Source organism: Streptomyces sp. FIT100 (assembly GCF_024584805.1).
GTDB lineage: Bacteria > Actinomycetota > Actinomycetes > Streptomycetales > Streptomycetaceae > Streptomyces.
This window is the reverse complement of sequence record NZ_CP075715.1, coordinates 5,481,755-5,504,512: the sequence shown is the minus strand read 5'-3', so window position 1 is coordinate 5,504,512 and position 22,758 is coordinate 5,481,755. Positions and strand designations below refer to the sequence as shown.

At 69.0% G+C, this 22,758-nt stretch carries 23 protein-coding genes and 1 tRNA gene; 8 read left to right on the top strand and 16 right to left on the bottom strand.

Features of this window, described 5'->3' with window-relative positions; all coding sequences use genetic code 11:
- Positions 1 to 120 precede the first annotated feature (120 nt).
- The 10 genes from rpmE to KK483_RS24810 all read right to left on the bottom strand — a co-directional run bounded on the left by rpmE (position 121) and on the right by KK483_RS24810 (position 13,306).
- Entirely contained in the window at positions 121 to 345 is a 225-nt protein-coding gene (gene rpmE, locus KK483_RS24855; protein WP_262007448.1) for a 50S ribosomal protein L31, read from the bottom strand.
- A 217-nt stretch (positions 346 to 562) separates the two neighbouring features.
- Positions 563 to 1,657, bottom strand: a complete 1,095-nt coding sequence (locus KK483_RS24850; RefSeq protein ID WP_262007447.1) for an LCP family protein — start codon at positions 1,655 to 1,657, stop codon at positions 563 to 565.
- 273 nt (positions 1,658 to 1,930) lie between these two features.
- On the bottom strand, positions 1,931 to 3,739 hold the full coding sequence (locus KK483_RS24845; RefSeq protein ID WP_262007446.1) for a trypsin-like serine protease: 1,809 nt from the start codon (positions 3,737 to 3,739) through the stop codon (positions 1,931 to 1,933).
- 270 nt (positions 3,740 to 4,009) lie between these two features.
- Entirely contained in the window at positions 4,010 to 6,046 is a 2,037-nt protein-coding gene (gene rho / locus KK483_RS24840; RefSeq protein WP_262007445.1) for a transcription termination factor Rho, read from the bottom strand.
- Between the two features lie 382 nt (positions 6,047 to 6,428).
- A complete protein-coding gene (gene thrB, locus KK483_RS24835; RefSeq protein WP_262007444.1) occupies positions 6,429 to 7,346 on the bottom strand; it encodes a homoserine kinase in 918 nt (305 codons plus the stop codon).
- Between the two features lie 417 nt (positions 7,347 to 7,763).
- Positions 7,764 to 8,831, bottom strand: coding sequence for a threonine synthase (thrC, locus tag KK483_RS24830; protein WP_262007443.1), 1,068 nt, complete (start codon positions 8,829 to 8,831; stop codon positions 7,764 to 7,766).
- 6 nt (positions 8,832 to 8,837) lie between these two features.
- Positions 8,838 to 10,139, bottom strand: a complete 1,302-nt coding sequence (locus KK483_RS24825) for a homoserine dehydrogenase (RefSeq protein ID WP_262007442.1) — start codon at positions 10,137 to 10,139, stop codon at positions 8,838 to 8,840.
- Positions 10,140 to 10,234: 95 nt separating this feature from the next.
- On the bottom strand, positions 10,235 to 11,626 hold the full coding sequence (gene lysA, locus KK483_RS24820; RefSeq protein WP_262007441.1) for a diaminopimelate decarboxylase: 1,392 nt from the start codon (positions 11,624 to 11,626) through the stop codon (positions 10,235 to 10,237).
- A 14-nt stretch (positions 11,627 to 11,640) separates the two neighbouring features.
- A complete protein-coding gene (gene nrtL, locus KK483_RS24815; protein ID WP_262007440.1) occupies positions 11,641 to 12,711 on the bottom strand; it encodes an ArgS-related anticodon-binding protein NrtL in 1,071 nt (356 codons plus the stop codon).
- Positions 12,712 to 12,766: 55 nt separating this feature from the next.
- Positions 12,767 to 13,306: a response regulator gene (locus KK483_RS24810; RefSeq protein WP_262007439.1), complete on the bottom strand. Its 540-nt coding sequence runs from the start codon at positions 13,304 to 13,306 to the stop codon at positions 12,767 to 12,769.
- A 221-nt stretch (positions 13,307 to 13,527) separates the two neighbouring features.
- On the opposite strand from KK483_RS24810, the gene KK483_RS24805 reads away from it, so the two are divergent.
- The 3 genes from KK483_RS24805 (at position 13,528) to KK483_RS24795 (ending at position 14,625) form a co-directional block, all read left to right on the top strand.
- Positions 13,528 to 13,599, top strand: a tRNA-Arg gene (locus tag KK483_RS24805).
- A 262-nt stretch (positions 13,600 to 13,861) separates the two neighbouring features.
- On the top strand, positions 13,862 to 14,293 hold the full coding sequence (locus KK483_RS24800) for a hypothetical protein (protein ID WP_262007438.1): 432 nt from the start codon (positions 13,862 to 13,864) through the stop codon (positions 14,291 to 14,293).
- On the top strand, positions 14,287 to 14,625 hold the full coding sequence (locus KK483_RS24795) for a type II toxin-antitoxin system PemK/MazF family toxin (protein WP_262007437.1): 339 nt from the start codon (positions 14,287 to 14,289) through the stop codon (positions 14,623 to 14,625). Before KK483_RS24800 ends, KK483_RS24795 begins: the two co-directional genes overlap by 7 nt.
- Positions 14,626 to 14,704: 79 nt before the next feature.
- On the opposite strand, the gene KK483_RS35365 is transcribed toward KK483_RS24795, so the two are convergent.
- Both KK483_RS35365 and KK483_RS35360 read right to left on the bottom strand, forming a co-directional pair.
- Positions 14,705 to 15,013 carry a hypothetical protein gene (locus KK483_RS35365; RefSeq protein ID WP_313879481.1) on the bottom strand — a complete coding sequence of 103 codons (309 nt, stop codon included), beginning with the start codon at positions 15,011 to 15,013 and terminating at the stop codon, positions 14,705 to 14,707.
- Positions 15,014 to 15,227: 214 nt separating this feature from the next.
- Positions 15,228 to 15,590, bottom strand: coding sequence for a hypothetical protein (locus tag KK483_RS35360; protein ID WP_313879480.1), 363 nt, complete (start codon positions 15,588 to 15,590; stop codon positions 15,228 to 15,230).
- 16 nt (positions 15,591 to 15,606) lie between these two features.
- Here KK483_RS35360 and KK483_RS24785 point away from each other — a divergent pair, with 16 nt between their 5' ends.
- A complete protein-coding gene (locus tag KK483_RS24785; protein ID WP_262007436.1) occupies positions 15,607 to 15,786 on the top strand; it encodes a hypothetical protein in 180 nt (59 codons plus the stop codon).
- A gap of 167 nt (positions 15,787 to 15,953) precedes the next feature.
- Positions 15,954 to 16,154 (top strand): dehydrogenase, encoded by a 201-nt coding sequence (locus KK483_RS24780; RefSeq protein ID WP_262007435.1) that lies wholly within the window; start codon positions 15,954 to 15,956, stop codon positions 16,152 to 16,154.
- A gap of 107 nt (positions 16,155 to 16,261) precedes the next feature.
- On the opposite strand, the gene KK483_RS24775 is transcribed toward KK483_RS24780, so the two are convergent.
- From KK483_RS24775 to KK483_RS24765, 3 genes are all read right to left on the bottom strand, one after another.
- Positions 16,262 to 16,627, bottom strand: coding sequence for a hypothetical protein (locus KK483_RS24775; protein WP_262007434.1), 366 nt, complete (start codon positions 16,625 to 16,627; stop codon positions 16,262 to 16,264).
- 136 nt (positions 16,628 to 16,763) lie between these two features.
- Positions 16,764 to 17,045 (bottom strand): hypothetical protein, encoded by a 282-nt coding sequence (locus KK483_RS24770; RefSeq protein WP_262007433.1) that lies wholly within the window; start codon positions 17,043 to 17,045, stop codon positions 16,764 to 16,766.
- A 301-nt stretch (positions 17,046 to 17,346) separates the two neighbouring features.
- Positions 17,347 to 19,386, bottom strand: a complete 2,040-nt coding sequence (locus KK483_RS24765; RefSeq protein WP_262009679.1) for a TerD family protein — start codon at positions 19,384 to 19,386, stop codon at positions 17,347 to 17,349.
- Between the two features lie 228 nt (positions 19,387 to 19,614).
- On the opposite strand from KK483_RS24765, the gene KK483_RS24760 reads away from it, so the two are divergent.
- Positions 19,615 to 19,806, top strand: coding sequence for a hypothetical protein (locus KK483_RS24760; protein WP_262007432.1), 192 nt, complete (start codon positions 19,615 to 19,617; stop codon positions 19,804 to 19,806).
- Positions 19,807 to 19,935: 129 nt separating this feature from the next.
- Here the strand turns inward: KK483_RS24760 and KK483_RS24755 are convergent, their stop codons facing one another.
- Complete coding sequence (locus KK483_RS24755) at positions 19,936 to 21,006, bottom strand: zinc-dependent alcohol dehydrogenase family protein (protein WP_262007431.1); 1,071 nt, start codon at positions 21,004 to 21,006, stop codon at positions 19,936 to 19,938.
- Positions 21,007 to 21,222: 216 nt separating this feature from the next.
- Here KK483_RS24755 and KK483_RS24750 point away from each other — a divergent pair, with 216 nt between their 5' ends.
- Positions 21,223 to 21,714 carry a hypothetical protein gene (locus tag KK483_RS24750; RefSeq protein WP_262007430.1) on the top strand — a complete coding sequence of 164 codons (492 nt, stop codon included), beginning with the start codon at positions 21,223 to 21,225 and terminating at the stop codon, positions 21,712 to 21,714.
- 233 nt (positions 21,715 to 21,947) lie between these two features.
- On the top strand, positions 21,948 to 22,736 hold the full coding sequence (locus KK483_RS24745) for a hypothetical protein (protein WP_262007429.1): 789 nt from the start codon (positions 21,948 to 21,950) through the stop codon (positions 22,734 to 22,736).
- The last annotated feature ends 22 nt before the right edge of the window (positions 22,737 to 22,758 follow it).

Here is a 22,758-nt window from a genome sequence, read left to right as displayed (position 1 = left end):
TGCCTTTCCGAGGACTGCGACACCAGCGGCTGGCGCCGCGCGGCCCCCGGACCCCCAGCGACAAAAACACCGGTCCCGGCCGCCCGCGCAGGGGCAGCCGAAGACCGGCGCAGTGGCTCGCTACTTCTTGGCGGAGCCGGCAGCCTTGCCGAAGCGGGCCTCGAAGCGGGCCACACGGCCACCGGTGTCGAGGATCTTCTGCTTGCCCGTGTAGAACGGGTGGCACTCGGAGCAGACCTCGGCACGGATGGTGCCGGCCTCGATCGTGCTGCGGGTGGTGAACGACGCGCCGCAGGTGCAGCTCACCTGGGTCTCGACGTACGTGGGGTGGATGTCGCGCTTCAAGGTGTCTCCTAGTTTCGGGAGGGCACCGGGTCGCACGCGCAGGATGCACGCACGTGAACCGGGGCCGACGTACCAGTCTGCCAGGACCGGCCGTATCTCCCAAAACCGGGGTCGGGCCCCCGGTATTCCTGATACGGCCCTCCTGCCGCGACCTGCCGCGATGCCGAGCCCGCGCGGTCCGGCACGGTCCGGGCCTCACGGTCCGGCACGGTCCGGATCAGCGGACGACGCCCTCGGCCTGGCCGTCCGCGGTGTCCTCGGTCGCGGACGCGGGGACCGGCCGGTCGTTCTTGAGGGCGGTCCAGACCTGCTTGCCCTGCTTCTCCAGCGGGACGACGCGGTTGGGGTCGCGCTTGTCGTACTGCACCGGCATCGTGACCATCTGCACGTCGTCGGCGCCGAGATCCTTGAGGCCGTTCGCGAAGCCGACGAGCTCCTGGACCGAGTCGAGCTCGGAATCGGTCGTGATCGCCTTGGTGGCGGTGTCGGCGAGGTCGTACAGCTTCTTCGGGTCGGTGAACACGCCCACCTCCCTGACCTGCGCGATCAGGGCCTTGATGAATGCCTGCTGGAGCTGGATCCGGCCGAGGTCGCTGCCGTTGCCGACGGACTTGCGGGTCCGTACGAGCCCGAGGGCCTGCTCACCGCTGAGGGTGTGGGTGCCGGGCTTCAGGTCGAGGTGGCTCTTGGAGTCGTTGATCGCCTCGGTGGTGGTGACATCGACGCCGCCGAGCTCGTCGACGAGCTTCTTGAAGCCGGTGAAATCGACCTCGACGTAGTGGTCCATGCGGATGCCGGACATCTTCTCGACCGTCTTGACCGCGCAGGCGGGCCCGCCGACCTCGTAGGCCGTGTTGAACATGGCGCGGCTCTCGCCGTCGACCGTCCCGCCGTCCCCGTCCGCGCACCGGGGCCGGTCTATGAGGGTGTCGCGGGGCACGGAGACGACCGCGGCCTTCTTGTGGCCCTCGTACACGTGGATGATCATCGCGGTGTCGGAGCGAGCGCCGCCGTCGTCGTCGCCGTACTTGCCGTTGGCGCCGGAGCGGGAGTCGGAGCCGAGGACGAGGATGTCCATCGAGCCGTTGTCGACGTCGTCGGGCCGGTCCTTGCCGAGCTGGGCGTTGATGTCGACGCTCTGGATGTTCCCGTTGAGCTTGAAGTAGACGTAGCCGAGACCCGACCCGCCGACGAGCACCAGACCGGCCGCGCCCCACGCGGCGGCCGCCACGGCGCGACGCCCCGCGGTGGGAGGCTTGCGGCGCCTGCCGTTCGCGCGTATTCGACTGCCGTTGCTGGTCTGGTCGGCCATATCTCCTCAAGCCCTCGTAGGTCCTGTTGCCCCCCGGCCGTCGTTTTCAGGCACGGTTTGCCCACCCTGTCAAGTTTTGTTACGCCACTGGTGAGACGGCGGAGAGGCATGAAGGGTTGCACAGGGTCCTGAGAAGTCGCTGAGAAAAGAGCTGCGCCCACCGTGACTGACACGGTGGGCGCAGACCTTGCTTCACCTGCGGTTTCGTCCCGGTTCCCGAGCCGCCCGCACGGGCCGTTCCTGTGACCGGGATCTCCCGACGGACCCTCCGGCTCAGCCGAAGAGGCCGTACGACTTCCAGCCGGTACCGACCTTGACCCGCTGCGCGAGCGCGAACGGGGCCGATGCCGAGCCCGTCCCCTTGTACGCCCACAGGTAGCCGGACGAGTCGCGGACCATGAAGTCCGCACGGCCGTCACCGGTCAGGTCACCGGTCGTGGCGTAGGCGGTGAAATTCCAGCCGTGGCCGACCTGGACCCGAGCGGAGAACGGGGAGCCCGCGTTGCCCGTGCCCTTGTAGACCCACAGGCGCGCCTGTGCGTCCCGGGCCAGCAGGTCCGGCCATCCGTCACCGCTGTAGTCGCCCTTGCCGTACACCTGGTAGGTGCTCCAGCCGACGCCGATCTTCTTCTTGCTGTTGAAGGTGCCGTTGCCGAGACCCGTCCACAGCCAGAGCGTGCCCGCCGAGTCGTTCGCGGTGATGTCGGCGAACCCGTCGCCGGTGACGTCACCGGTGACGGCGATGTTCCGGAAGCTGCCCCAGCCCGAGCCGATGCGGTGGTCGGTGTAGGCGTCCTGGGCAGCGTCGTACCCCCACCACCACAGCTCGCCACCGTCGGTGCGGAAGACGAAGTCCTGGTAGTAGTCCCGGTTCAGATCGGCCTGGCGGACCAGGTTGATCCCGCGCCAGTCACCCAGCGACACCCGGTCGCCGAGCGAGGTGCCACGGGACATGTAGGCGAAGCCCTCGCCCGTCGACGCCCTGGTGAACAGGTCGGCCTTGTCGTCGAAGTTGACGTTGGCGTCGTCGATGCGCGGGTTGATCAGACCGGCGAAGGTGCTGGTCTTCGCGAAGACACTGCGGGCGCCGGTGGCGACGCAGTCCTGCACGCCCCATGACACGACACCCGCGATGCGCCCGTTGACGACGAGCGGACCGCCCGAGTCGCCGTTGCACGGCGAGATGGTGCCCGAGTCCTGGCCGCTGGCCGGATTGCCCGCGCACAGCATCTGGCCGGGGACGAACTCGCTGCCGTAGACGGACGTGCACGCCGAATCCGACTGGACCGGAATGGTCGCCTTCTTGAGCGTCTGCGAGATGTCGTCGCTGGTGGAGCTGGTGCGCCCCCACCCGTAGACGGTGCCGGGCGTACCGGGCGCGTACGACGCCGTGTTGGTGCTCGGCGTCGGCAGCAGGGTCTTGTTGACCGGTAGCTTGTCCGACAGCGTGTCGGTGAGCGTGAGCACGGCGACGTCGCCCTTGAGCGTGGCGTCGCTGTACCCCGGGTTCTGCCACTGGCGCCAGACACCGACCGCCGCACCCTCACCCGAGGTGAAGAGCTTCTCGGTGCCGCCGATGACCGTGCCGTGCTTCGTCCAGTCCAGGCCGGAGACGCAGTGCGCGGCCGTGAGGACCTTGGCGGGGGCGACCAGCGTGCCTCCGCAGAAGTAGCCCTCGTCATCGACCGGGTCGGTGTTGCCGTGGTCGTCGAAGTAGTACAGCTGCACCATCCACGGTGCCTCGCTGATCGACGCGTCGACACCGCCGATGACCTTCGGGTCGGCCGAGCCCGTGCGGCCGGGCGCGGTGGAGGTGTCGCCGGTGGCGCCTTCCGCAGACTTCCCGGACTTCGCGGAACCGCCGTTCTGCTGGGCGTCGTTCTGGAACACGGCCTTCACGCCGTCGACGCGGGCCTGGAGTTCGGCCTGCGAAGCGGGTGCCGGACGTTCCTGGCCGGCCTGCCGCTGCGGCAGCGGGGATTCCGCCGCCTGAGCCGGTACGGCCGTCAGCACCGCGCCGCCCAGCGCGAGCGCGGCGGCGGCCGCGGGAAGGGCCGTTCGCACCCTTCTGTGAGCTGTCACTCAGTTCTCCCATCGATGTAGGTGCGCTCGAGGGAGAGAAGAGCTCCACTGACGGATCCGACCGGTCCCGACCGGTCCCGACGGGGATCGGTTCCTGACCGATCGCGAAAGCGGAGCCCGCCGGACCGTGTCCGGGCATGACTCCGCTCAACTCAGTGGGCGTATTCAGAAAATACGTTCCCCCCCACGTGCAACTCGCTGATCGTACAACGCGAAACCGCCCCCGTCACCGGTGTGACAGGGGCGGTTCACAGTGCCTTCGCTACGGCGTCAGTCGCCGTTCGGCATCGGCGTCGTCTTCTGGATCTGGAGCAGGAACTCGGCGTTCGACTTCGTCTGCTTCATCTTGTCCAGCAGCAGCTCGATCGCCTGCTGCGAGTCGAGCGCGTGCAGCACCCGGCGCAGCTTCCAGACGATGGCGAGCTCGTCGCTGCCGAGCAGGATCTCTTCCTTGCGGGTGCCGGACGCGTCCACGTCCACCGCGGGGAAGATGCGCTTGTCGGCGAGCTTCCGGTCGAGCTTGAGCTCCATGTTGCCGGTGCCCTTGAACTCCTCGAAGATCACCTCGTCCATGCGCGAGCCGGTGTCGACCAGCGCGGTGGCCAGGATGGTCAGCGAGCCCCCGTCCTCGATGTTGCGCGCGGCGCCGAAGAACCGCTTCGGCGGGTAGAGCGCGGTCGAGTCGACACCACCGGACAGGATGCGGCCGGAGGCCGGGGCCGCCAGGTTGTACGCACGGCCCAGTCGGGTGATCGAGTCCAGCAGGACGACCACGTCGTGACCCAGCTCGACGAGGCGCTTCGCGCGCTCGATGGCCAGCTCGGCGACGGTGGTGTGGTCCTCGGCCGGGCGGTCGAAGGTCGAGGAGATGACCTCGCCCTTGACCGACCGCTGCATGTCGGTGACCTCTTCCGGACGCTCGTCGACCAGGACGACCATCAGGTGGCACTCGGGGTTGTTGTGGGTGATCGCGTTGGCGACCGCCTGCATGATCATGGTCTTGCCGGTCTTCGGCGGGGCCACGATCAGACCGCGCTGGCCCTTGCCGATCGGCGACACGAGGTCGATGATCCGCGTGGTCAGCACGCCCGGGTCGGTCTCCAGACGGAGCCGGTCCTGCGGGTAGAGCGGGGTCAGCTTGTTGAACTCCGGGCGGCCGCGGCCGGATTCGGGCGCCATGCCGTTGACGGAGTCCAGGCGGACCAGCGCGTTGAACTTCTCGCGGCGCTCGCCCTCCTTGGGCTGGCGGACCGCGCCGGTGACGTGGTCGCCCTTGCGCAGACCGTTCTTGCGGACCTGGGCCAGCGACACGTACACGTCGTTGGGACCGGGCAGGTAGCCGGAGGTCCGGATGAACGCGTAGTTGTCGAGGATGTCCAGGATGCCCGCGACGGGGATCAGGACGTCGTCGTCGGCGACCTGCGGCTCCGCGCCGAACTCGTCGCGGCCACGGCGGCCACGGCGGTCGCGGTAGCGGCCGCGACGGCCGCGACGGCCGCCCTCGTCGTCGAAGTCGTCCTGCGGGCCGCTGCCCTGGCGCTGCTGCTGGCCGCCCTGCTGCTGGCGCTGGCCGCCGCTCTGCTGGTCGTCGCCCTTGCCGCCGCGGCGGTCACGGTCGCGCTGCCGGTCACGGCGGTCGCCGCGGTCACCGCGGTCGCCCCGGTCCCCGCGGTCGCGCCTGTCGCCACGACGGCCCTCGGCGGTCTCGGTGGCGGCCTCGGCCCTGGCCTCGGGCTGCCCCTCGGTGCGGCTCTCGACGCGGACGTCGGTCTTGACGTCGCCCTTCGGCTCCGCCTGGGCGGCTGCCTGCTCGCCCTCGGGGCTGCCGGCGGGCGCGGTGGCCCGGCGCCGGCGGCGCTCGCCCGCGGGGGCGTCGTCGCTGGCCGGCTGGCCGGGAATGTCGATCTGCTGCTGGGCGACGGCCTTCTCGGCCTTCGGCTCGGCGGCCGCAGCGCTGTCATCGCCCGTCCGCGTCTTGGCCGTGGCGCGGCGCTTGGGCTTGGTCTCGGCCTCGCCCGCGTCGGCGCTCTTCGCCGGGGCGGCTCCGGAGCCTGCGGCCCGGGAGGTGCCCCCAGCGGCCTGCGCCTCCTTGATGACCTCGATCAGCTGGCTCTTGCGCATCCGCGCGGTGCCCCTGATGCCGAGGCCGGACGCGACCTGCTGCAGCTCGGCCAGGACCATGCCCTCGAGGCCGGTGCCGGAGCGGCGGCGCCGTGAGGTGGTGCCAGTGGCAGCACCTTCGGCGGGCGCGGCGGTGTCGACACTGTTGTCGGCAGTCACGCCCATCAGATCGGTGGTGTCGCTCACGAAGGGTCCTTCCCTGGAGCGGACGTCGGCCTTCTGGCTCGGCGACCGGTTGTGCTGTCCGACGGCGGTCCTTGGTTGCGAACCGTGCCGGGGCGGTGGTCCCGCCGGGATACGGCGGAAGAGATGTACGTGCAAGGTCCGGCCCGAGTTCCCCCTGCTCGGCCCTCTCCTGGTGAAGCGAGGGGTTTCGTGCCGGTTCCGGAGCGGGCTCGAAACTGCTCAGGCAGGCTGCTCAGGCAGTTGGGGAGGCTCCCGGAAGAATGGGTGGTCCCGGATGGGGACACAAAGCACCGCACCACAAGAATGTGGGCTGCGTACTTGAGGTTAACACTACCGGCTCCAACAAACATTCCCCCTCTCCATCACCGGCAATCCCGTGTCGCTACGAGCCGAGCGGCAGAACGCTCGCCCCCGTGGCGTCGAGGGTCAGCCTGTTCGCCGCCCAGCCCTCGCCTGCCAGCCGTGCGACCTTGTCGGCCGCACCGTCCTCGACCAGCGCGAGCACCGTGGGGCCCGCGCCGGAGATGACCGCGGGGACGCCGTCCGCGCGCAGTCGGTTGACCAGGGCCAGGCTCTCCGGCATCGCCGGGGCTCGGTAGTCCTGGTGGAGGCGGTCCTCGGTGGCCGGCAGCAGCAGCTCGGGGCGCCTGGTCAGCGCCTCGACGAGCAGTGCCGCGCGGCCCGCGTTGACGGCGGCGTCGACGTGCGGGACCGTGCGCGGAAGCAGTCCGCGGGCGGTCTCGGTGAGCACCGGCTTCGAGGGGACGAAAACCACCGGAACGATGGAATCGGACGGGTCCATCCTGATCGCGCGCGCCGCACCGGACTCGGTCCAGGCAAGAGTGAAGCCGCCGAGAAGACAGGCGGCGACATTGTCAGGGTGCCCCTCGATCTCGGTGGCGAGCTCCAGCAGCGCCGCGTCGTCGAGCCGGGCGTCGCCGCCTATCGTCACCGCGCGGGCGGCGACGATGCCTGCGCAGATGGCGGCGGAGGACGAGCCGAGGCCGCGCCCGTGCGGAATGCGGTTGGCGCAGACGACCTCGAGGCCGCGCGGCTGCCCGCCGAGCAGGTCGAAGGCGGTGCGCAGCGAGCGTACGAGCAGGTGACCCTCGTCGCGGGGCAGCGTGTCGGCGCCCTCACCGGCGATGTCGATGTGCAGCCCGGAGTCCGCGACCCGGACGACGACGTCGTCGTACAGCCCCAGCGAGAGGCCGAGGGCATCGAAGCCCGGCCCGAGATTGGCGCTGGTGGCGGGGACGCGCACCCGGACGGCGGCGGCGCGGAACGCGGGACCGGCCATCGCTCGACGACACTCCTTGGTTCTGATCCGTGCGGGATACGGGACGAGATGCGGGGATACGGGAAGACCCGGGGGCCGCAACGGCGGCAGCACCGCGGCGATTGCGGCGGGGCGGGTCAGTACAGCTTATCGAAGGAAGGTTCTGCGGCGACATAGGGCGCATGGAGGGCGCATGATGCGTGTCGCACTCCCGCCATGCCTCTTTGTACCGTCATGGGAGGCATCGGCCATCCGAGGCGTCGGCCGTGGGAGACGTAGCCGCCGGCGTGTACGGCGGGTGGGTACTGCGGGTGGGTACGACGGCCCGGTACGGCGTGCGCGGCGGGGCCGGGACGCGTACGAGGTCGCGTACGCGTCCGGCGCCGCGTGCCTGCGCCTGTGCTGTGCCTGTGCCTCTGCCTGTGCCGGCGCGAGCCCCTATGCCAGCCCCAGCCGCTCCGCGGCGGCGGCGGCGTCCACCGGGACCGTGACCGGCTGGGGCGCTCCGGCGACCGCCCAGTCGGGGTCCTTGAGGCCGTTGCCGGTGACCGTGCAGACGATCTTCTGGCCGCGGTCGACCCTGCCCTCTTCGGCGGCCTTCAGCAGGCCGGCCACCGAGGCGGCCGATGCCGGCTCGACGAAGACGCCCTCGCGTGTGGCCAGCAGCTTGTAGGCACGCAGGATCTGACGGTCGGTCACCTCGTCGATGAAGCCGCCCGATTCGTCCCGGGCCGCGAGCGCGAACTCCCAGGAGGCCGGGTTGCCGATCCGGATCGCGGTCGCGATCGTCGACGGGTCCTTGACGACCTCGCCGCGCACGATGGGCGCCGAGCCGGACGCCTGGAAACCCCACATGCGCGGGGTGTGCGTGGCCAGCGAGTCGGCGGCGTACTCCTTGTAACCCTTCCAGTACGCCGTGATGTTGCCGGCGTTGCCGACGGGCAGCACATGGATGTCGGGGGCGTCGCCGAGCGCGTCGACGATCTCGAACGCCGCCGTCTTCTGGCCCTCGATGCGCACGGGATTGACCGAATTGACCAGCGCCACCGGGTAGTTCTCGGAGAGGCCGCGGGCCAGCACCAGGCAGTCGTCGAAGTTCCCGTCGACCTGGAGGATCTTCGCGCCGTGCACCAGCGCCTGCCCCAGCTTGCCCATCGCGATCTTGCCCTGCGGGATCAGCACGGCGGAGACCATTCCGGCCCGGCCGCCGTACGCCGCCGCCGAGGCGGAGGTGTTGCCGGTGGAGGCGCAGATGACCGCCTGGGCGCCCTCCTCCTTCGCCTTGGTGATCGCCATGGTCATGCCGCGGTCCTTGAAGGACCCGGTCGGGTTGGCACCCTCGACCTTGAGGAACACCTCACAGCCCGTGGCCTCGGAGAGGGTCTGGGCACGGACGAGCGGCGTACCGCCCTCGCCGAGCGTGACGACCGGCGTCGTGTCGGTCACCGGAAGCCGGTCCCGGTACTCCTCGATGATTCCGCGCCACTGGTGTGTGCGAGTGCTCATGGGTGGTTACTCTCCTTCAACCCGCATGATGCTGGCGACACCACGCACGGTGTCGAGATTGCGCAGCGCCTCGACCGTCCCGGAGAGGGCGGCGTCGTGCGCGCGATGGGTGACGACGACGAGCGACGCCTCGCCGTCCCCGTCCGGCCGGCCCTGCTGCCGCACCGTGTCGATGGATACGCCGTGCTCGGCGAAGACCGTCGCGACCTGGGCGAGCACACCCGGCTTGTCGGCCACGTCGAGGCTGATGTGGTACCGCGTCACGACGTCGCCCATGGGGCTGACGGGCAGCTGCGTGTACGCGGACTCGCCCGGTCCCGTGGCCTCGGCGAGCTTGTTGCGGCAGACGGCGACGAGGTCGCCGAGCACGGCGGACGCGGTCGGCGCACCGCCGGCGCCGGGACCGTAGAACATCAGCCGCCCGGCGGCCTCGGCCTCGACGAAGACCGCGTTGTACGCCCCGCGGACGGAGGCCAGCGGGTGGCTGAGCGGGATCATCGCCGGGTGGACGCGGGCAGTGACGGACCTGCCGTCGGCGGCGCGCTCGCAGATCGCCAGCAGCTTGATGGTGCAGCCCATCTGCCTGGCGGAGGCGAAGTCGGCCGCGGTGACCTCGGTCATGCCCTCGCGGTACACGTCGTCGAGGCGGACGCGGGTGTGGAAGGCGATCCCGGCGAGGATCGCGGCCTTGGCGGCGGCGTCGAAGCCCTCGACGTCGGCGGTCGGGTCGGCCTCCGCGTACCCGAGGGCGGTGGCCTCGTCGAGCGCCTCGGAGTAGCCGGCCCCGGAGGTGTCCATCTTGTCGAGGATGAAGTTGGTGGTGCCGTTGACGATGCCCAGGACCCGGTTGACCTTGTCGCCGGCGAGCGACTCGCGCAGCGGCCTGATCAGCGGGATCGCGCCGGCGACGGCGGCCTCGTAGTAGAGGTCGCGGCCGTGTTTCTCGGCGGCGGCGTAGAGCGTCGCACCGTCCTCGGCGAGCAGGGCCTTGTTGGCGGAGACGACGGAGGCGCCGTTCTCGAACGCGGTGGTGATCAGGGTGCGGGCGGGCTCGATACCGCCGATCACCTCGACCACGACGTCGATGTCGCCGCGCGAGACGAGCCCTTTGGCGTCGGTGGTGACGAGCGAGCGGTCGATGCCCTCGCGGACCTTGGAGGGACGGCGGACGGCGACCCCGGCGAGCTCCACCGGGGCGCCGATCCGCGCGGCGAGGTCGTCGGCGTGCGTCGTCATGATGCGCGCCACCTCTGAGCCGACCACTCCACAGCCCAGCAGCGCCACCTTCAGCGGACGCGTACGCATCATCCGACCTCGTTTCGTTCTCATGCAGGGTGCGAACCAGTCTCACTCACCGGACGGCCGTTTCTGCGCTTTGTCCGGATCCTGAGACGTTTATTTCATTAGCCGACATCGAGACGCAGGAGATCTTCCTCCGTCTCGCGCCGGACGATCACCCGGGCCTCGCCGTCGCGGACCGCGACGACGGGCGGGCGGAGTGCGTGGTTGTAGTTGCTCGCCATCGAGCGGCAGTACGCGCCGGTCGCGGGCACCGCGATCAGGTCGCCGGGCGCCAGGTCGGCGGGCAGGAAGGCGTCGCGTACGACGATGTCGCCGCTCTCGCAGTGCTTGCCGACGACACGGACGAGCATCGGTTCGGCGTCGCTCGTGCGCGAGACGAGCGCGACGCTGTACTCGGCGTCGTACAGCGCGGTGCGGATGTTGTCGGACATGCCGCCGTCGACGCTGACGTACGTACGCAGCCCTTCGAGCTGCTTGATCGTGCCGACCTCGTAGAGGGTGAAGGCGGTGGGCCCGACGACCGCACGCCCGGGCTCGACGGAGATACGCGGCGTGCGCAGGCCGGCCGCCTCGCACTCCCGGGTGACGATCTCGCTGAGCGCCTTGGCGATCTCGTGCGGCTCGCGCGGGTCGTCGTCGGAGGTGTACGCGATACCGAGGCCGCCGCCGAGGTCGATCTCGGGCAGCTCGACGCCGTGCTCGTCCCGGATCGCCTTGAGCAGACCGACGACCCGGTGGGCGGCCACCTCGAAGCCGGAGGTGTCGAAGATCTGCGAGCCGATGTGCGAGTGGATACCGATGAGCTCCAGGCCGTCGAGCTGGAGGGCGCGGCGGACGGCCTCGGCCGCCTGCCCGCCGGCCAGCGCGAGCCCGAACTTCTGGTCCTCGTGCGCGGTGGCGATGAACTCGTGGGTGTGCGCCTCGACCCCGACGGTGACCCGGATCTGCACCCGCTGGCGCATGCCGAGCGACTGGGCGATGTGCGCGACGCGGACGATCTCCTGGAAGGAGTCGAGGACGATCCGCCCGACACCCGCCTCGACCGCCCGGTGGATCTCCTCCGCGCTCTTGTTGTTCCCGTGGAAGGCGATCCGCTCTGCGGGCATTCCGGCGTCGAGGGCGGTGGTGAGCTCGCCCCCGGAGCACACGTCCAGATTGAGCCCCTCCTCCTTCAGCCAGCGCACGACGGCGCGGCTGAGGAACGCCTTCCCGGCGTAGAAGACATCGGCGTCCTTGCCGAAGGCGTCGGCCCAGGCCCGGCAGCGGGCGCGGAAGTCGTCCTCGTCCAGTACGTACGCGGGGGTGCCGAACTCCTCGGCGAGCCGGGCCACGTCCAGCCCGCCGACGGTGACGGCCCCGTCCCCGTTCCGAGTGACGGTGCGCGCCCAGACCTTCGGGTCCAGGACGTTCAGATCGGCGGGCGGGGCGGCGTAGTGGCCCTCGGGCAGGACGTCTCCGTGACGGGGCCCGGCGGGATGCGCGGAACGGCTCATGCTGTCTCTCTCACCTACAGGTATTCGGGTGCGCTGATGCCGAGCAGGGACAGGCCACCGGCCAGCACCGTCCCGGCGGCTTCGGCGAGGGCGAGCCGGGAGCGGTGGGCGGCCGAGGGTTTCTCGTCGCCTACGGGCAGCACGGTGTGCTGGAAGCCGAGGAAGGCGTCGGCCGTGGTCTCCAGATGGCGGGCGACCCGGTCGGGGGCGCGCAGCCGGGCAGCGGAGGCGAGGACGGCGGGGTGGTCGCCGAGGACGTCGAGGAGGGCGGGGTGGTCGCCGAGGGCGGCGGCGTCCTCCTCGTACCCGGCGGTGATGCCGAGCCGTGTGGCGGCACGGACCAGCGCCCGGCTGCGTGCGTGGGCGTAGCGCACGAGGAAGAAGGGGTTGCTCTCCTTCTGTACGAGGAGCCCGTCGTCGAGCCGAGGCCGGTCGTGCGCGGCGGCCCGCAGAAGCGCCCAGCGGGTGGCGTCGGTCCCGAACCGGCGGTCCAGTTCGTGGGCGGTGGCGCCGGCGGGGACGGGGCTCGGCTCGTACGCGACGGTGGAGGTGGGACCGGCCGCGGGGGTCGGGGTGGGTGCGGGGCCGGCCGCCTCGTCGCCGTACGCGTCGATGCGTACGAGGGCGCCCTGCGCCTCCAGCAGCCTGCGCACGGCATCGGCGGTGACCGCGGCGCGGACCTCGGCCCGGTGGCGGAGCTCGATGACCTGGCCGCTCAGGGCGCGGCCGTGCCCGTAACCGCTGCCGCTCGTCAGGATGTTCGTGAGGGTGTCGCGCACGAGCGCGTCCCGCGAGCCACGTGCCAGCGTGATGTTCAGAAACCCGGGTCCGGTGATCTCGACCCCGGCGATCCCCGGATGCCGCGTCAGCTCCGCGGAGAGCACCTCGGCGACCTCACGCGCCGGCAGCCGCGCCTCGCGGGCGAGCCGTAGCGCGGCGTTGGTCGCGTAGTCCCCACTGCCACCGGGCCGGGGCCGCTCGACCTTGACCCGGTCCGGCACCGCCACGGCTCCCCCGAGGGCACCCTCCTCGACCGCACGGCGCACGGCGCCCAGAACGGTACAGGTGAGATCTGCGGGGGTCACGGGTCCAGCGTATGGGAGGAAGGGGGTGTGATCGCTAACCGATTCCGCCATGCGGTCAGCCCCGGGCGCTCCCCGCCCGCCCGGCACCTTGCCTGCCGTCCACGGACGGCGGCCCCTCCCCGTGATCACCGCGCTCACCGCGGTCGCAGTGCTCACCACGCTCGCCGTTGCGCTCCCGGTGCATCAGCCTCCGCACGAGCCTGACCAGCTCGGCCGGCTCGAAGGGCTTCGCGAGAAACGCGTCCGCCCCGGCGGCGATCCCGGCCTCCACCTCGTACTGCGTACACGCGCTGATGATCGCGACGGGCACCTTCCTGGTCCGCGGATCCGCCCGCAACCGCGCGGCGGTCCGCAGCCCGTCGAGCCGCGGCATCACCACATCGAGCGTGATCACATCCGGCCTCACCCGATGCACGACGTCCAGGCACTCGGCACCATCGGCCGCGGTCACGACCTCGAAGCCCTCCAGCTCGAGATTGACCCTGATCAGCTGCCGAATAACCCTGTTGTCATCGACAACGAGCACCCGGCCGGACGCGCCTGACACAACTCGAGAGTAGGTCCCGCGACGGGGCTGCGTCCGGGTTTTCCCCACTTCCAACCCCTGCGGGGGACCTGTGGGGTGAGGCCGGTGGACGCCCGGACCCGACGGGGAGGTCTGCGCGTCGGCGGGTGCGCGGCCGACGCGCGGCCCTGCGTGGGCACGCCGCGTGACACGGCATGCACCACCCGCCGGTCACACCCCGGAAATACCTGTTCACGGGCACCCCACCGAAGCTGGTAGGGTTCTACCCGTCGCCGCCGAGAGCGGCGGACGCCCCCGTAGCTCAGGGGATAGAGCAACGGCCTCCGGAGCCGTGTGCGCAGGTTCGAATCCTGCCGGGGGCACTCGCCGAAGATCAGCAGAAATCAAGCACTGACCAGGGCGGATGCCTACATGAGAGAGCGGGAGTCAGTCTCACTGACTCCCGCTCTTTCGTTGCCTCTCACTGTCCGCGCACCATCTGCGATACACGCGACACATCTCCGACTCACTCCGACGGCTGCGCCTTCACCAAGGCTGACCAAACCCTGCCGCCTTGACCAGCCGTGCCGCACCCCTGACACTTGGCGTATGACATCTGTACTACAGACCTAGGAAGGAGGAACGATGACCCCAGAAACCCGATCGAAGAAGTCCAAACCAGCTACCACACGTACGAAGCGCAGTGGTGAAGCCAGCGTCACACGCAAGGCCGCCAAGTCTGCCGTGACCGGCAAGACCACGAAGTCTGCCGTGTCTGGGCAGTACCGCTCACCGCGCTTGCCCACAGGCAGCTACTCCAGCTCTACTGAAGTGGCTCAAGTCCGGCTCAGGCCTGACGAGATGGCGGACTTGCGGCTGGTGATGCAGTCCCTCAATCTGCCCTCGGTTTCCGATGCGCTTCGAGAAGGACTCCGTTTGCTCTCACGCGAGGCAGCAGAGGTAGCAGCCTCTGAGGAGATTCGGGCCTTCTACCAGGGTGTGCCTGCTCCGACTCCGGCAGGCGTACTGCCTGCCACTGCGGAAGAGCTGGCAGCAGCGGACGAAATCGAATGGTGAACCCCGGCTCTGCATTGCGCGGTGAGGTCTGGGGATGCGTACTACCGAAGCCAATTGGCGCACATCCGGTAGTCATCCTCACGGTCAATCGCATTGCCGCACCACTGTCAGCGGTCACGGTTGCCGTGGTCACAGGGACTTCCGGCCCTGGCGCTACCCATGTCCCCATCGGCCCAGACTGCGGTGTCACCAAGTACGACGAGTCTTACGTCAACTGCACCGACCTGCACACCGTCTCCAAGTCCAGGCTTCACAGGCGTCTCGGGTTGGTGGACCCGGCCGAGATGCGGCAAGTAGAGGACCGCGTCCGCGTGATCCTAGGGCTGTCCTAGAACCCGATGGCCCGGCAGCCTCACCACTGAAAGGGTGGTCCGAAGTATCGGGACCCCCCTTTCAGGATTTCAAGCGTCGCTACGCGGCGTCGCCTTCCTCTTCCAGCACCTTTGCGATCTTTGCACTGGCTGCTTCTTCATGGCCGTCAATGCAACCGTGATATCGGCGGTGGATCACCTCTGGGGAGTTGCCGACCCGCCGGGCTACCTCAGCAATCGGAACTCCCGCGTTCAGCCACCGTGTGATGCACGCGTGCCGCAGGTCGTATGGGCGCCCGGTCAACAGCGAGTCGACGCGCCCAGGTGGGAGCGCGTACTCCCGCGCTTCCTCCCACACTCGCCAGTAGGTAGAAGAGCCGACCACTCCCCCGCGCTCGTTGCCGAACACGCGCCCTTCCTTGGCCGTGCCGAAGGCGTCAAGGTGGGTCCGCAGGATCGCCACCAGGACGGGCGGGATAGGGACCGGCCCATCGCTCTTGGCCTCCCTTGCCTTCAGCCCGCGGCGGTCGTGCCGTTCCCCGGAATCGGTCCACTGCTTCCCAGAGACGGGACGCGTCTCCCGGAGCGTCAGCGTGCCCCAACCTGCGTCCGGGAGATGGCAGTCAGACCGCCTCAACCGGACTCAGGCCCGCGTAGTACAGGACCGCGCAGAAGGCCACCAGGCGCGTTCCACGGCACCGATCCCACGATCCGACGTAGGACACTGCCACGAGCAGCTGACGGGTCTGTAGGGCGTTCACGAGGACTCGCCGGTCCATCACGTCATTGGAGCCGACGTGCCTCCGGCGGGCGCGCTGTAGCGGGATCCCCGAGAGGTCGCCCGCGATCACCGCGCGTTCAAGGGCGGAGTTCAGAGCTCGACGGCGGCGCCTGTACGTGTCGCCCGCTGCCGGGGTGCCGTCCAGCTTGTAGCCGAGGCGATAGAGCCAGTCCTCGAACACCGCAGCGTCTGCCACATCGCCCACTGGACGATCCGCCGTCGTGAGCCAGTCGTACGCGGCCTCGGTGGACCGTACTCGCGCTTCGCACGCGGGACAGCCGTTCGTCGCGGTGCATCAGGCGCTTGTCGACGCGCTGCAAGACGAGGGCGCCCAACGCGTCGTGCCGCAGGTGGTCGAGGAGTTGGCGCGCCAGATTTCCGGTGCAGCCACCGGTCCATGACACCCGCAGGGTGAGTGTCTAACTGCGTGACAACGCCGATGTGCAGCGGGCGGACTAGCGTGGACATCTACGGACGGTCTCAGCAGGTCACAGGCACATCAGCCCAAGGGCGAGGGACCACCCAAGTTGCTTCGGGACGAAGAGGTCGCGTCGCTAGGGTGCGTCTCATGACCAACGACGCCCCAGCCTGTCCCGAGTGCAGCCAGCCCATGCGGTCCGGCGGCCTCGTGCTCTCCAAGCGGGATGATGACGGCCGGCGGACCTGCCGATCGCTTTGGAAGTGCGCCGGTCGGCACGTCGGGTGGGGCTGGGCCGACCGGCCCGACGAGCCACTGGAGATCTGCCCGGTGCCGAAGCTGTTCCGCTGACATCCAACGTTGACATCAACGACCACGCACAGCGGTGACAACCGGCAGCCCAGTCCGCCGCCGATGCGCGCGGTGACACGCAGCTGCGCTGGAGCCGGATCGAACTCCTAAAGCGGTGGCTTCCTGGCAACCAGCGGCAGCGGCAGCGGCCAGCTAACGCAGGCCACTAGGGCGCTGCCGTCCTCGTTGAGGAAGAGCAGGGTGAACCGTATCCGATTGCCAGGATCGATCAGCGCTGTGCGCACAGGCCGGCCATATTCGCGGACGAGCTGCACTGCTCGTTCCAGGCCAGGAGGTTCGAATCCGCGCATGCGCATACGCTGAAGTCGGCGACTGAAGACTCCAGCATGCGCACCAGTGGGTTGTACCCGCTCTTCCACCGAGTAGGGGACGCCGCTGCGGAGGGCGGCCAGAGCTACCACGGACGCTTCGTCATCACCGACCAACAGCGATTCCAGCACATGCCGTTCCATGGCCACCCCGTTTGGATCGTGCGGTACAGCAGCCAGGTACCGCAACCCTAGTAACCGCCCCGCACGGTAGCGTCCCTCCGGACCCACCCAGTGGCCGGTATGACCTCCCGCTGACCGATCCCGCTAGAGCTACGGATCAGATGCTGTCGGCTGCGTCCAACTCAGCCTTCCGCTGGCGAATGTAACCGTCCAAGTCGCGCTTGATTGCCATGACGTCCTCGAACTGAATGCGGATCGGCCCGCAGTGGCGGGCGTCGCACGAGCGAGGAAAGGTGCCGTCGATGAGCGAGATGCCGCTCAGCACCACATCGCCGTCATTGTCGATCTCCGTACACAGGACGGGATGGAAGGAGCAGTCCTCGTACACGTCTCCCACGCGAATGTCAGCCGGGTTGCGGGGGTCTATCGCCTCGTTCATGGTGCCCAATGTGCCAGGGCAACCTCATGAGCGCCTCACGGGTTCCGCGCGCACCCGCCGGTCGTGCGACCCGTGCCAGATCGGTCGGTGAACCACGGTCAACGACGGGTCCGGAGTCCGGCCGAACATCCAGGCTTGAGCACCCATCGCCGCAGGGCACACCGTACGCGCAGCACCCTGCCCCTCGTGATTCCCGAGCTCAGAGCGCTCATCCAGTTTCCGGCGACGTGGCCTCTTGATACGAGCTCTGTGGACAGTTGCACGTGAACCGCGGCCCCGTGCAACTGTCCATGACCGGGCGTCACTGTGCTCCGGCACGTTCCTTCGCTGATACTTGCCGCGGCGTCGGGCGGTCCAGGTGGAGTACCACGGTGGTGTAGAAGCGGTGCACGGCGTCGTCGACGCTGCGGATGAAGCCGGATTCGGCGTTTCCGCGGCTGCTTCCCATGCTATTGAACAGGGACAGGCGGAGGCCTGTGATGTGGGTGTCGTTGTTCTTCGGGAGCATGTCCGCGGGCTCCGGGCGGAGCCGTTCCAGCGTCCCTCGTGGCCCCCCGGTCTCTCCTTCAACCAGGGTTTCGATGTGAAGGTCTGCCGGCGCCTCGGCCAGACGGCGGATGAGGCGTTTGGCCCAGGTCAGAGGGTACCCCTGCTCAGGTGCGGGGATCTCGATGAAGGTACGGAGCTTGCCGGTACGCAGATCGGCACTGATGGCCAGAATTCCTGGTGCGCCCTCGATCCGGAGCTCTGCCTGAAGTCTGCCGTCGAGGCAGAGCTGATCAGCCAGGCGGCTGCGGCGGGCTTTCGGATCGGCCCCACGCTTGGCGCGCTGGACGGGCAGTACCTTCTGTCCGAGTTCGCCACCGAGGCTGAGGCAGATCTGGCGGATGAGCCGTTCCCAGCTCTCGACCACGTCCAGGGCGCGTGGGTCTCCCTGGCAGAGGGTTTCGTCGTCAACTCCGTTACGTACGGGGACCCAGGCCGATCCCATGTTCTGGAAGCCGTGGCAGCCGGAGTTCTCGTGCCGCAAGTAGTACAGCAGTTCCTGGAGCAGCCAGGCGTGTGCCTTATCTCCGACGCCCTCGTGCCGGATCAGCATCTGTGCCTGGTGCGTGACTTCGGCCCAGGACAGGTGCCAGAGAGCCACCTTGTGCTTGCGCCGACCGTCGATCTTGACGTCGACGAGCGGACTGCCTTCAAGCGCCACGTCGTTCGACAGTGTGATCACGGCCTCGTAGCCACGGCGTGCGGCGATGTCCACGTATGCCTGCACCTGCTCGGACTTGAGGTCGTTGCCGTTGGTCTTGGTCTCCACCAGCGCGGTCCACAGTTTGCCGGCCCGCTCGACACGGACCACTCCGTCGGGGCGTCGCGGGGTATCGCCGTGCGGCAGGGAGACCTCGGTGAACGTTTCCATACGGCCCGACGGTGCACCGAATGCCGCTGTGAGTCTCCGGCCGAACTCCGGCACCTGCGCCATCACCGAGAGCAGTACCGACGTAGCGCGCATCTCCCGGTCCCGGTCGCTCTTCAACACCGAGACCGGAAAGAGCCGGGCCTGCTTCCAGGACTCATTGTCCGCCAGAGACTTCCTGGCCACCTTGGGCACCGTGACCTTCTTCTTCGCGGTGCGAGGCCGTGCCGCCTTCTTCGGCCCCACCTCGTCGACAGATGGGCGGGGAGCCGGAACCAACCCTGGCACCACCTGCGGTTCCTGCTCGACGGCTACAGCCGGAGCCGCCGTATCAGCCTGCTCGCTACTCTCTGCGCCGTTCAGCGCTTCCTCTACGCCCGCGTCATCCTCGATGTCGACGCCGAAGTCCGAAGCCAGACCGGCCAGACCGGTGTCGTATCCCTGTCCGACAGCACGGAACTTCCACTCTTCCCCACGTCGGTACAACTCACCGAAAATGATGGCGCTCACCGTGCCAGCGTCGTCGATGGCGAACCTGAGGATGCTCTCGCCGCCCCCGTCAGCCAATGTCACCTTCAGATCTTCCAGCTCCCCGAAGCCAGCTCTCTCGTAGCGGCTCGCCGCCACGACGATCCGGGCGATGCCAGACGGGACCGCGGTCAGGTCAAAGCTGATCCGGTCCTCGTCGCCGCTCTCCGTCGGCGTCTTCCCCAGCAGTTGCACACTCCCGTCAGCGGCAACCGGGTTGTTGTAGAAGTAGAAGTCACTGTCACTGCGCACCTTGCCGTTCGCATCCAGGAGCAGGACGGACACGTCCGCATCGCCTTCACCGGTCGGACTGACCCAGCTCAAACTGACGATCAGCGAACCGGCGTTCTCACTGAGCGCCGCCAGCGCCACGTTCGAGCCCTTGACCATCTCATGCATGAAGCCCCCCAGATCTTGCAACTCGGGCACTTTGCTGCCCCACGCAGACCACCCACCCCACGTCGCCAGATGTGACGTACGACACAACGACAGACTTTAGTACCCGACGACGAGACCGTGGGAGCGTCCTGAAACAACAAGCGGCGAGAACCAAAGGTCAACACAGGAGAGGGCAGGTCGACGCTGCGTGCCGGGCTGCCCGAATGGCTGGCCGATACGGAACTGCGAGTGGACCACTTCTGCGCGGAAGAGATCTTGACCCGACCGCAGTTCGCTGCGGTGGCTGAGGAATTCGATGCGACAGGCACGGTCTGGCTGGGGACACTGATCGCGGCGACTGCGCAGTTCGTCGATGCGGTTGTGGCGAGCGGTGATGACGTGGCTATCGCGGACGTGCTGGTGCCGTTCGGCCTCGGATGAGGTGCTGCGGGTCGCGCAGAGGGGCCTGAAGCCGTGGCTGGGAAGGGCCGCGACATACGGACAGGACGGCCCGGCAGTGTGACTCTGCCTGTGCCGACGCAACGATCGTAACGATCTACGGCTGGAGTATCACCTGTCGTCTTTGGCCCCGCCCTCTTCGAAGACGAAGAGTGGCTTGGTGCCATGTGCGGGTGCTTCGGCGAGGGAGATGGCTTCGGTGAAGCGTTCGAGCGGGAACGGCTGGCCTTGGGGGATGCTCAGCACTTCATCGATGACGAGACTGCGCACCTGGGACAGGGCGCGCAGCGCATCCTCAGGTGGGGCGGTGCCGAACCAGCGGTTCAGCCAGAAGCCACTGACTGCTTTGGTCTCGTAGATGACCGAGCGTGCCTGCAGCGGGATCGTCAGCGCTGCCGGATCGGTCTGGCGGTGGGTGGAGAGCGCGCCGTAGACCACGACCTCTCCTCCCGGAGCCAATGCCTGGGACACCTGGGCACCCACGGGGCCCGCGACGCAGTCGATGGCCTTGCGCACGCCGGCCGGTCCTGCTGTTTCGGCCACACGCTGCAGCAGGTCCTCGTCCTCGGTGCAAATGACCTCGTCACCACCAAGCGCTTTGATCTCCTCAACGGCTTCGCGTCGCCGCACGACATTGATCGTGCGAATACCCAGATGCCTGGACAGCTGAATGACGAGCCGGCCGACGGTGGAGCCCGCGGCCGTCTGCAACAGCCATTCGCCTGGCTGTACGTCGAGTTCGTGAGTGACGAGGAGCAGCGCGGTCAGCGGGTTGACGGCGAGTTGGCAGGCGCTGGAGTCGCTGAGCTGGTCGGGAACCGGCAGGAGCCTTCTTTTGTCGGCCACAAGGTATTCCTGCCAAGTTCCGGACACTTGGGGCCCGGGTACCGCCGGGACTGCCGCGTCCACCACGCGTTCGCCGATCGTCAGCCCCTCGGTGTCCGGGCCCAGGGTCTCGATACGGCCCACGCATTCCATGTGCCCCCCAACAGTGGGGAACTCGGGGGAGAAGCCGTAGCGGCCACGCAGTACGTGCAGATCACTGGCGTGAATCGGAGTCGCCCTCACACGGATCAACGCCTGACCGGCTTTTGGCGTGGGAAGAGGCCGGGATTCCAGCCGCAGGACATCGGCAGGCTCGCCGACCTTTCCGGCTACGAGCGCGCGCATGGATTGAGACATGAGTGGCCTTTCACCTCTCAGCGCCCGACGAAATCGGCGGGCTATACCTTTACCGGCTCGCTCGGTACGATCATGTAAAGCGCCAGTTCTCTTTGACGCAGCGCACTACCGCACTACCGCACTACGGTGAGTGCAGATCATGAATCTCTCATTTCACGCTACGCCCGGCCCCGGAAAGATTCCCGGCGGCCGGAGAGACGAGAGTGGGAGTCGGTTGTGCCGATGGTCGGGCTGTTCTGGATCACTCCGGGCGCGGTGTACCTGGGTTCCCCGCCCGCCGACGACGGGAGCTGTGTCCGGCTGACCGGAGACGGTCTTGAAGCCGTGGCTCCCGACGGTTCGCGGACGTGGGCGTGGGAGGGGCTGCGGTCCGCGGTCGTGACGGACGTGCCTCGGCAGGGCCCGTCGGGCCGGCTGGCGGGGATCCTGGAGTCTCTGCTCTCGTCGTTGAGCGGCGGCGAGGGACCAGCGGAGATGACGCTGCGGCTGGAGACCGAGTACGGGTCGGAGGAGGTTCCGGTGTACTCGGCGGCGGCCGGAGGGCACAGCGTCGAGGAGGAGGTCCTCTCCCAGGAGCTGCTCGCTCGGTTCGTGACGGGGACCGTGAACCCGCAGGTCCTGGCGGCATGGGGTCGTGATCACGGCTCGGGGGGTACGCCGAAGGCGCGCGTGCGGGAGGACCTGCTGAGGGCCTGGGCGGAGGCTTGAGGGTGCGCCCCGCCGTGGCGGCGGGGCGCACCCGGCCGGCTCCGGAACGTATCCGGTGGGCCGACTCCGGTGCCCGGCCCGGTCCCGCCCCCGGTGAACCAGGTGTGGCCGGCGTGCCGTGTGCCGGCGTCGTGGGACTTAACTACGCGTCTCTGTACGGCAGTTGACATCCCAACCGCGTTCACATGCGCCACACTTCGTACAAGGGTGCGGGCGCAGGGCGGGAGTGATGCATGGTCGGGTGGAGACCGGCCCTGGCCGCGGTGGCGGCCGGAGGGCTGCTGGTGGTGGGGTGTACCGGCGGGGCGGGCAGTGGGCCCGGGGCGGAGGGGAAGCCGAGGGGGGCCGAGGAGAGTCCCGGCGCGTCGTCCTCGGTATCGCCTTCCGCGTCGGCCTCGCCCTCCGCGTCCGCGTCGCCCACGAGTGAGCCGTACACGCTCGCGGAGGACCGGGCGCCGAGGACGCGGGCCGAGGCGGCCGCGTTCGTGCGTGAGGTCGGGGTGCGGCCCGACTACTTCGGTACGGGGTTCCGCGCGCGCGAGCCGTTCGAGAGCGATCCGGCCGAGTGGGCCGTGCTCGGCGGGGACTGCCTGTGGCGGCGCGAGGCGCTGCCGGGCAGCGTACTGGCCAGCCTCACCCGGGGGTTCGAGCTGCCGGGGAAGGGCGGCAAGAGGCCGGTGTACGTGTCGTTGACCGTCACCGTGCATCAGGACGCCGTGGCGGCGCGGCGTGACATGGCCGGGTCGCTGGAGTCGGCGCTGCGCTGTCCCGAGCAGCGGCTGAACGCCACGCAGCGCGTGCGGGGGCTGTACTCCCGGGTCGACGCGTACGGCGACGCGCGGTCCGCGGTCGCCGAGGACGATCTGACGGAGTCCGGGGAGTGGATCGTCGACGGTGAGGGCAAGGGGCATCCCTTCGACTGGTTCAAGTTCCGGGTCGGGCCGGTCACCGTGGCCGGCACGGCGCGGGCCGGAGCGAGGAGGAGGACTCCGCGGTCACCAGCGACACGGCCAAGGGAGTGAGCTTCGTCGCCGCCGACATCCA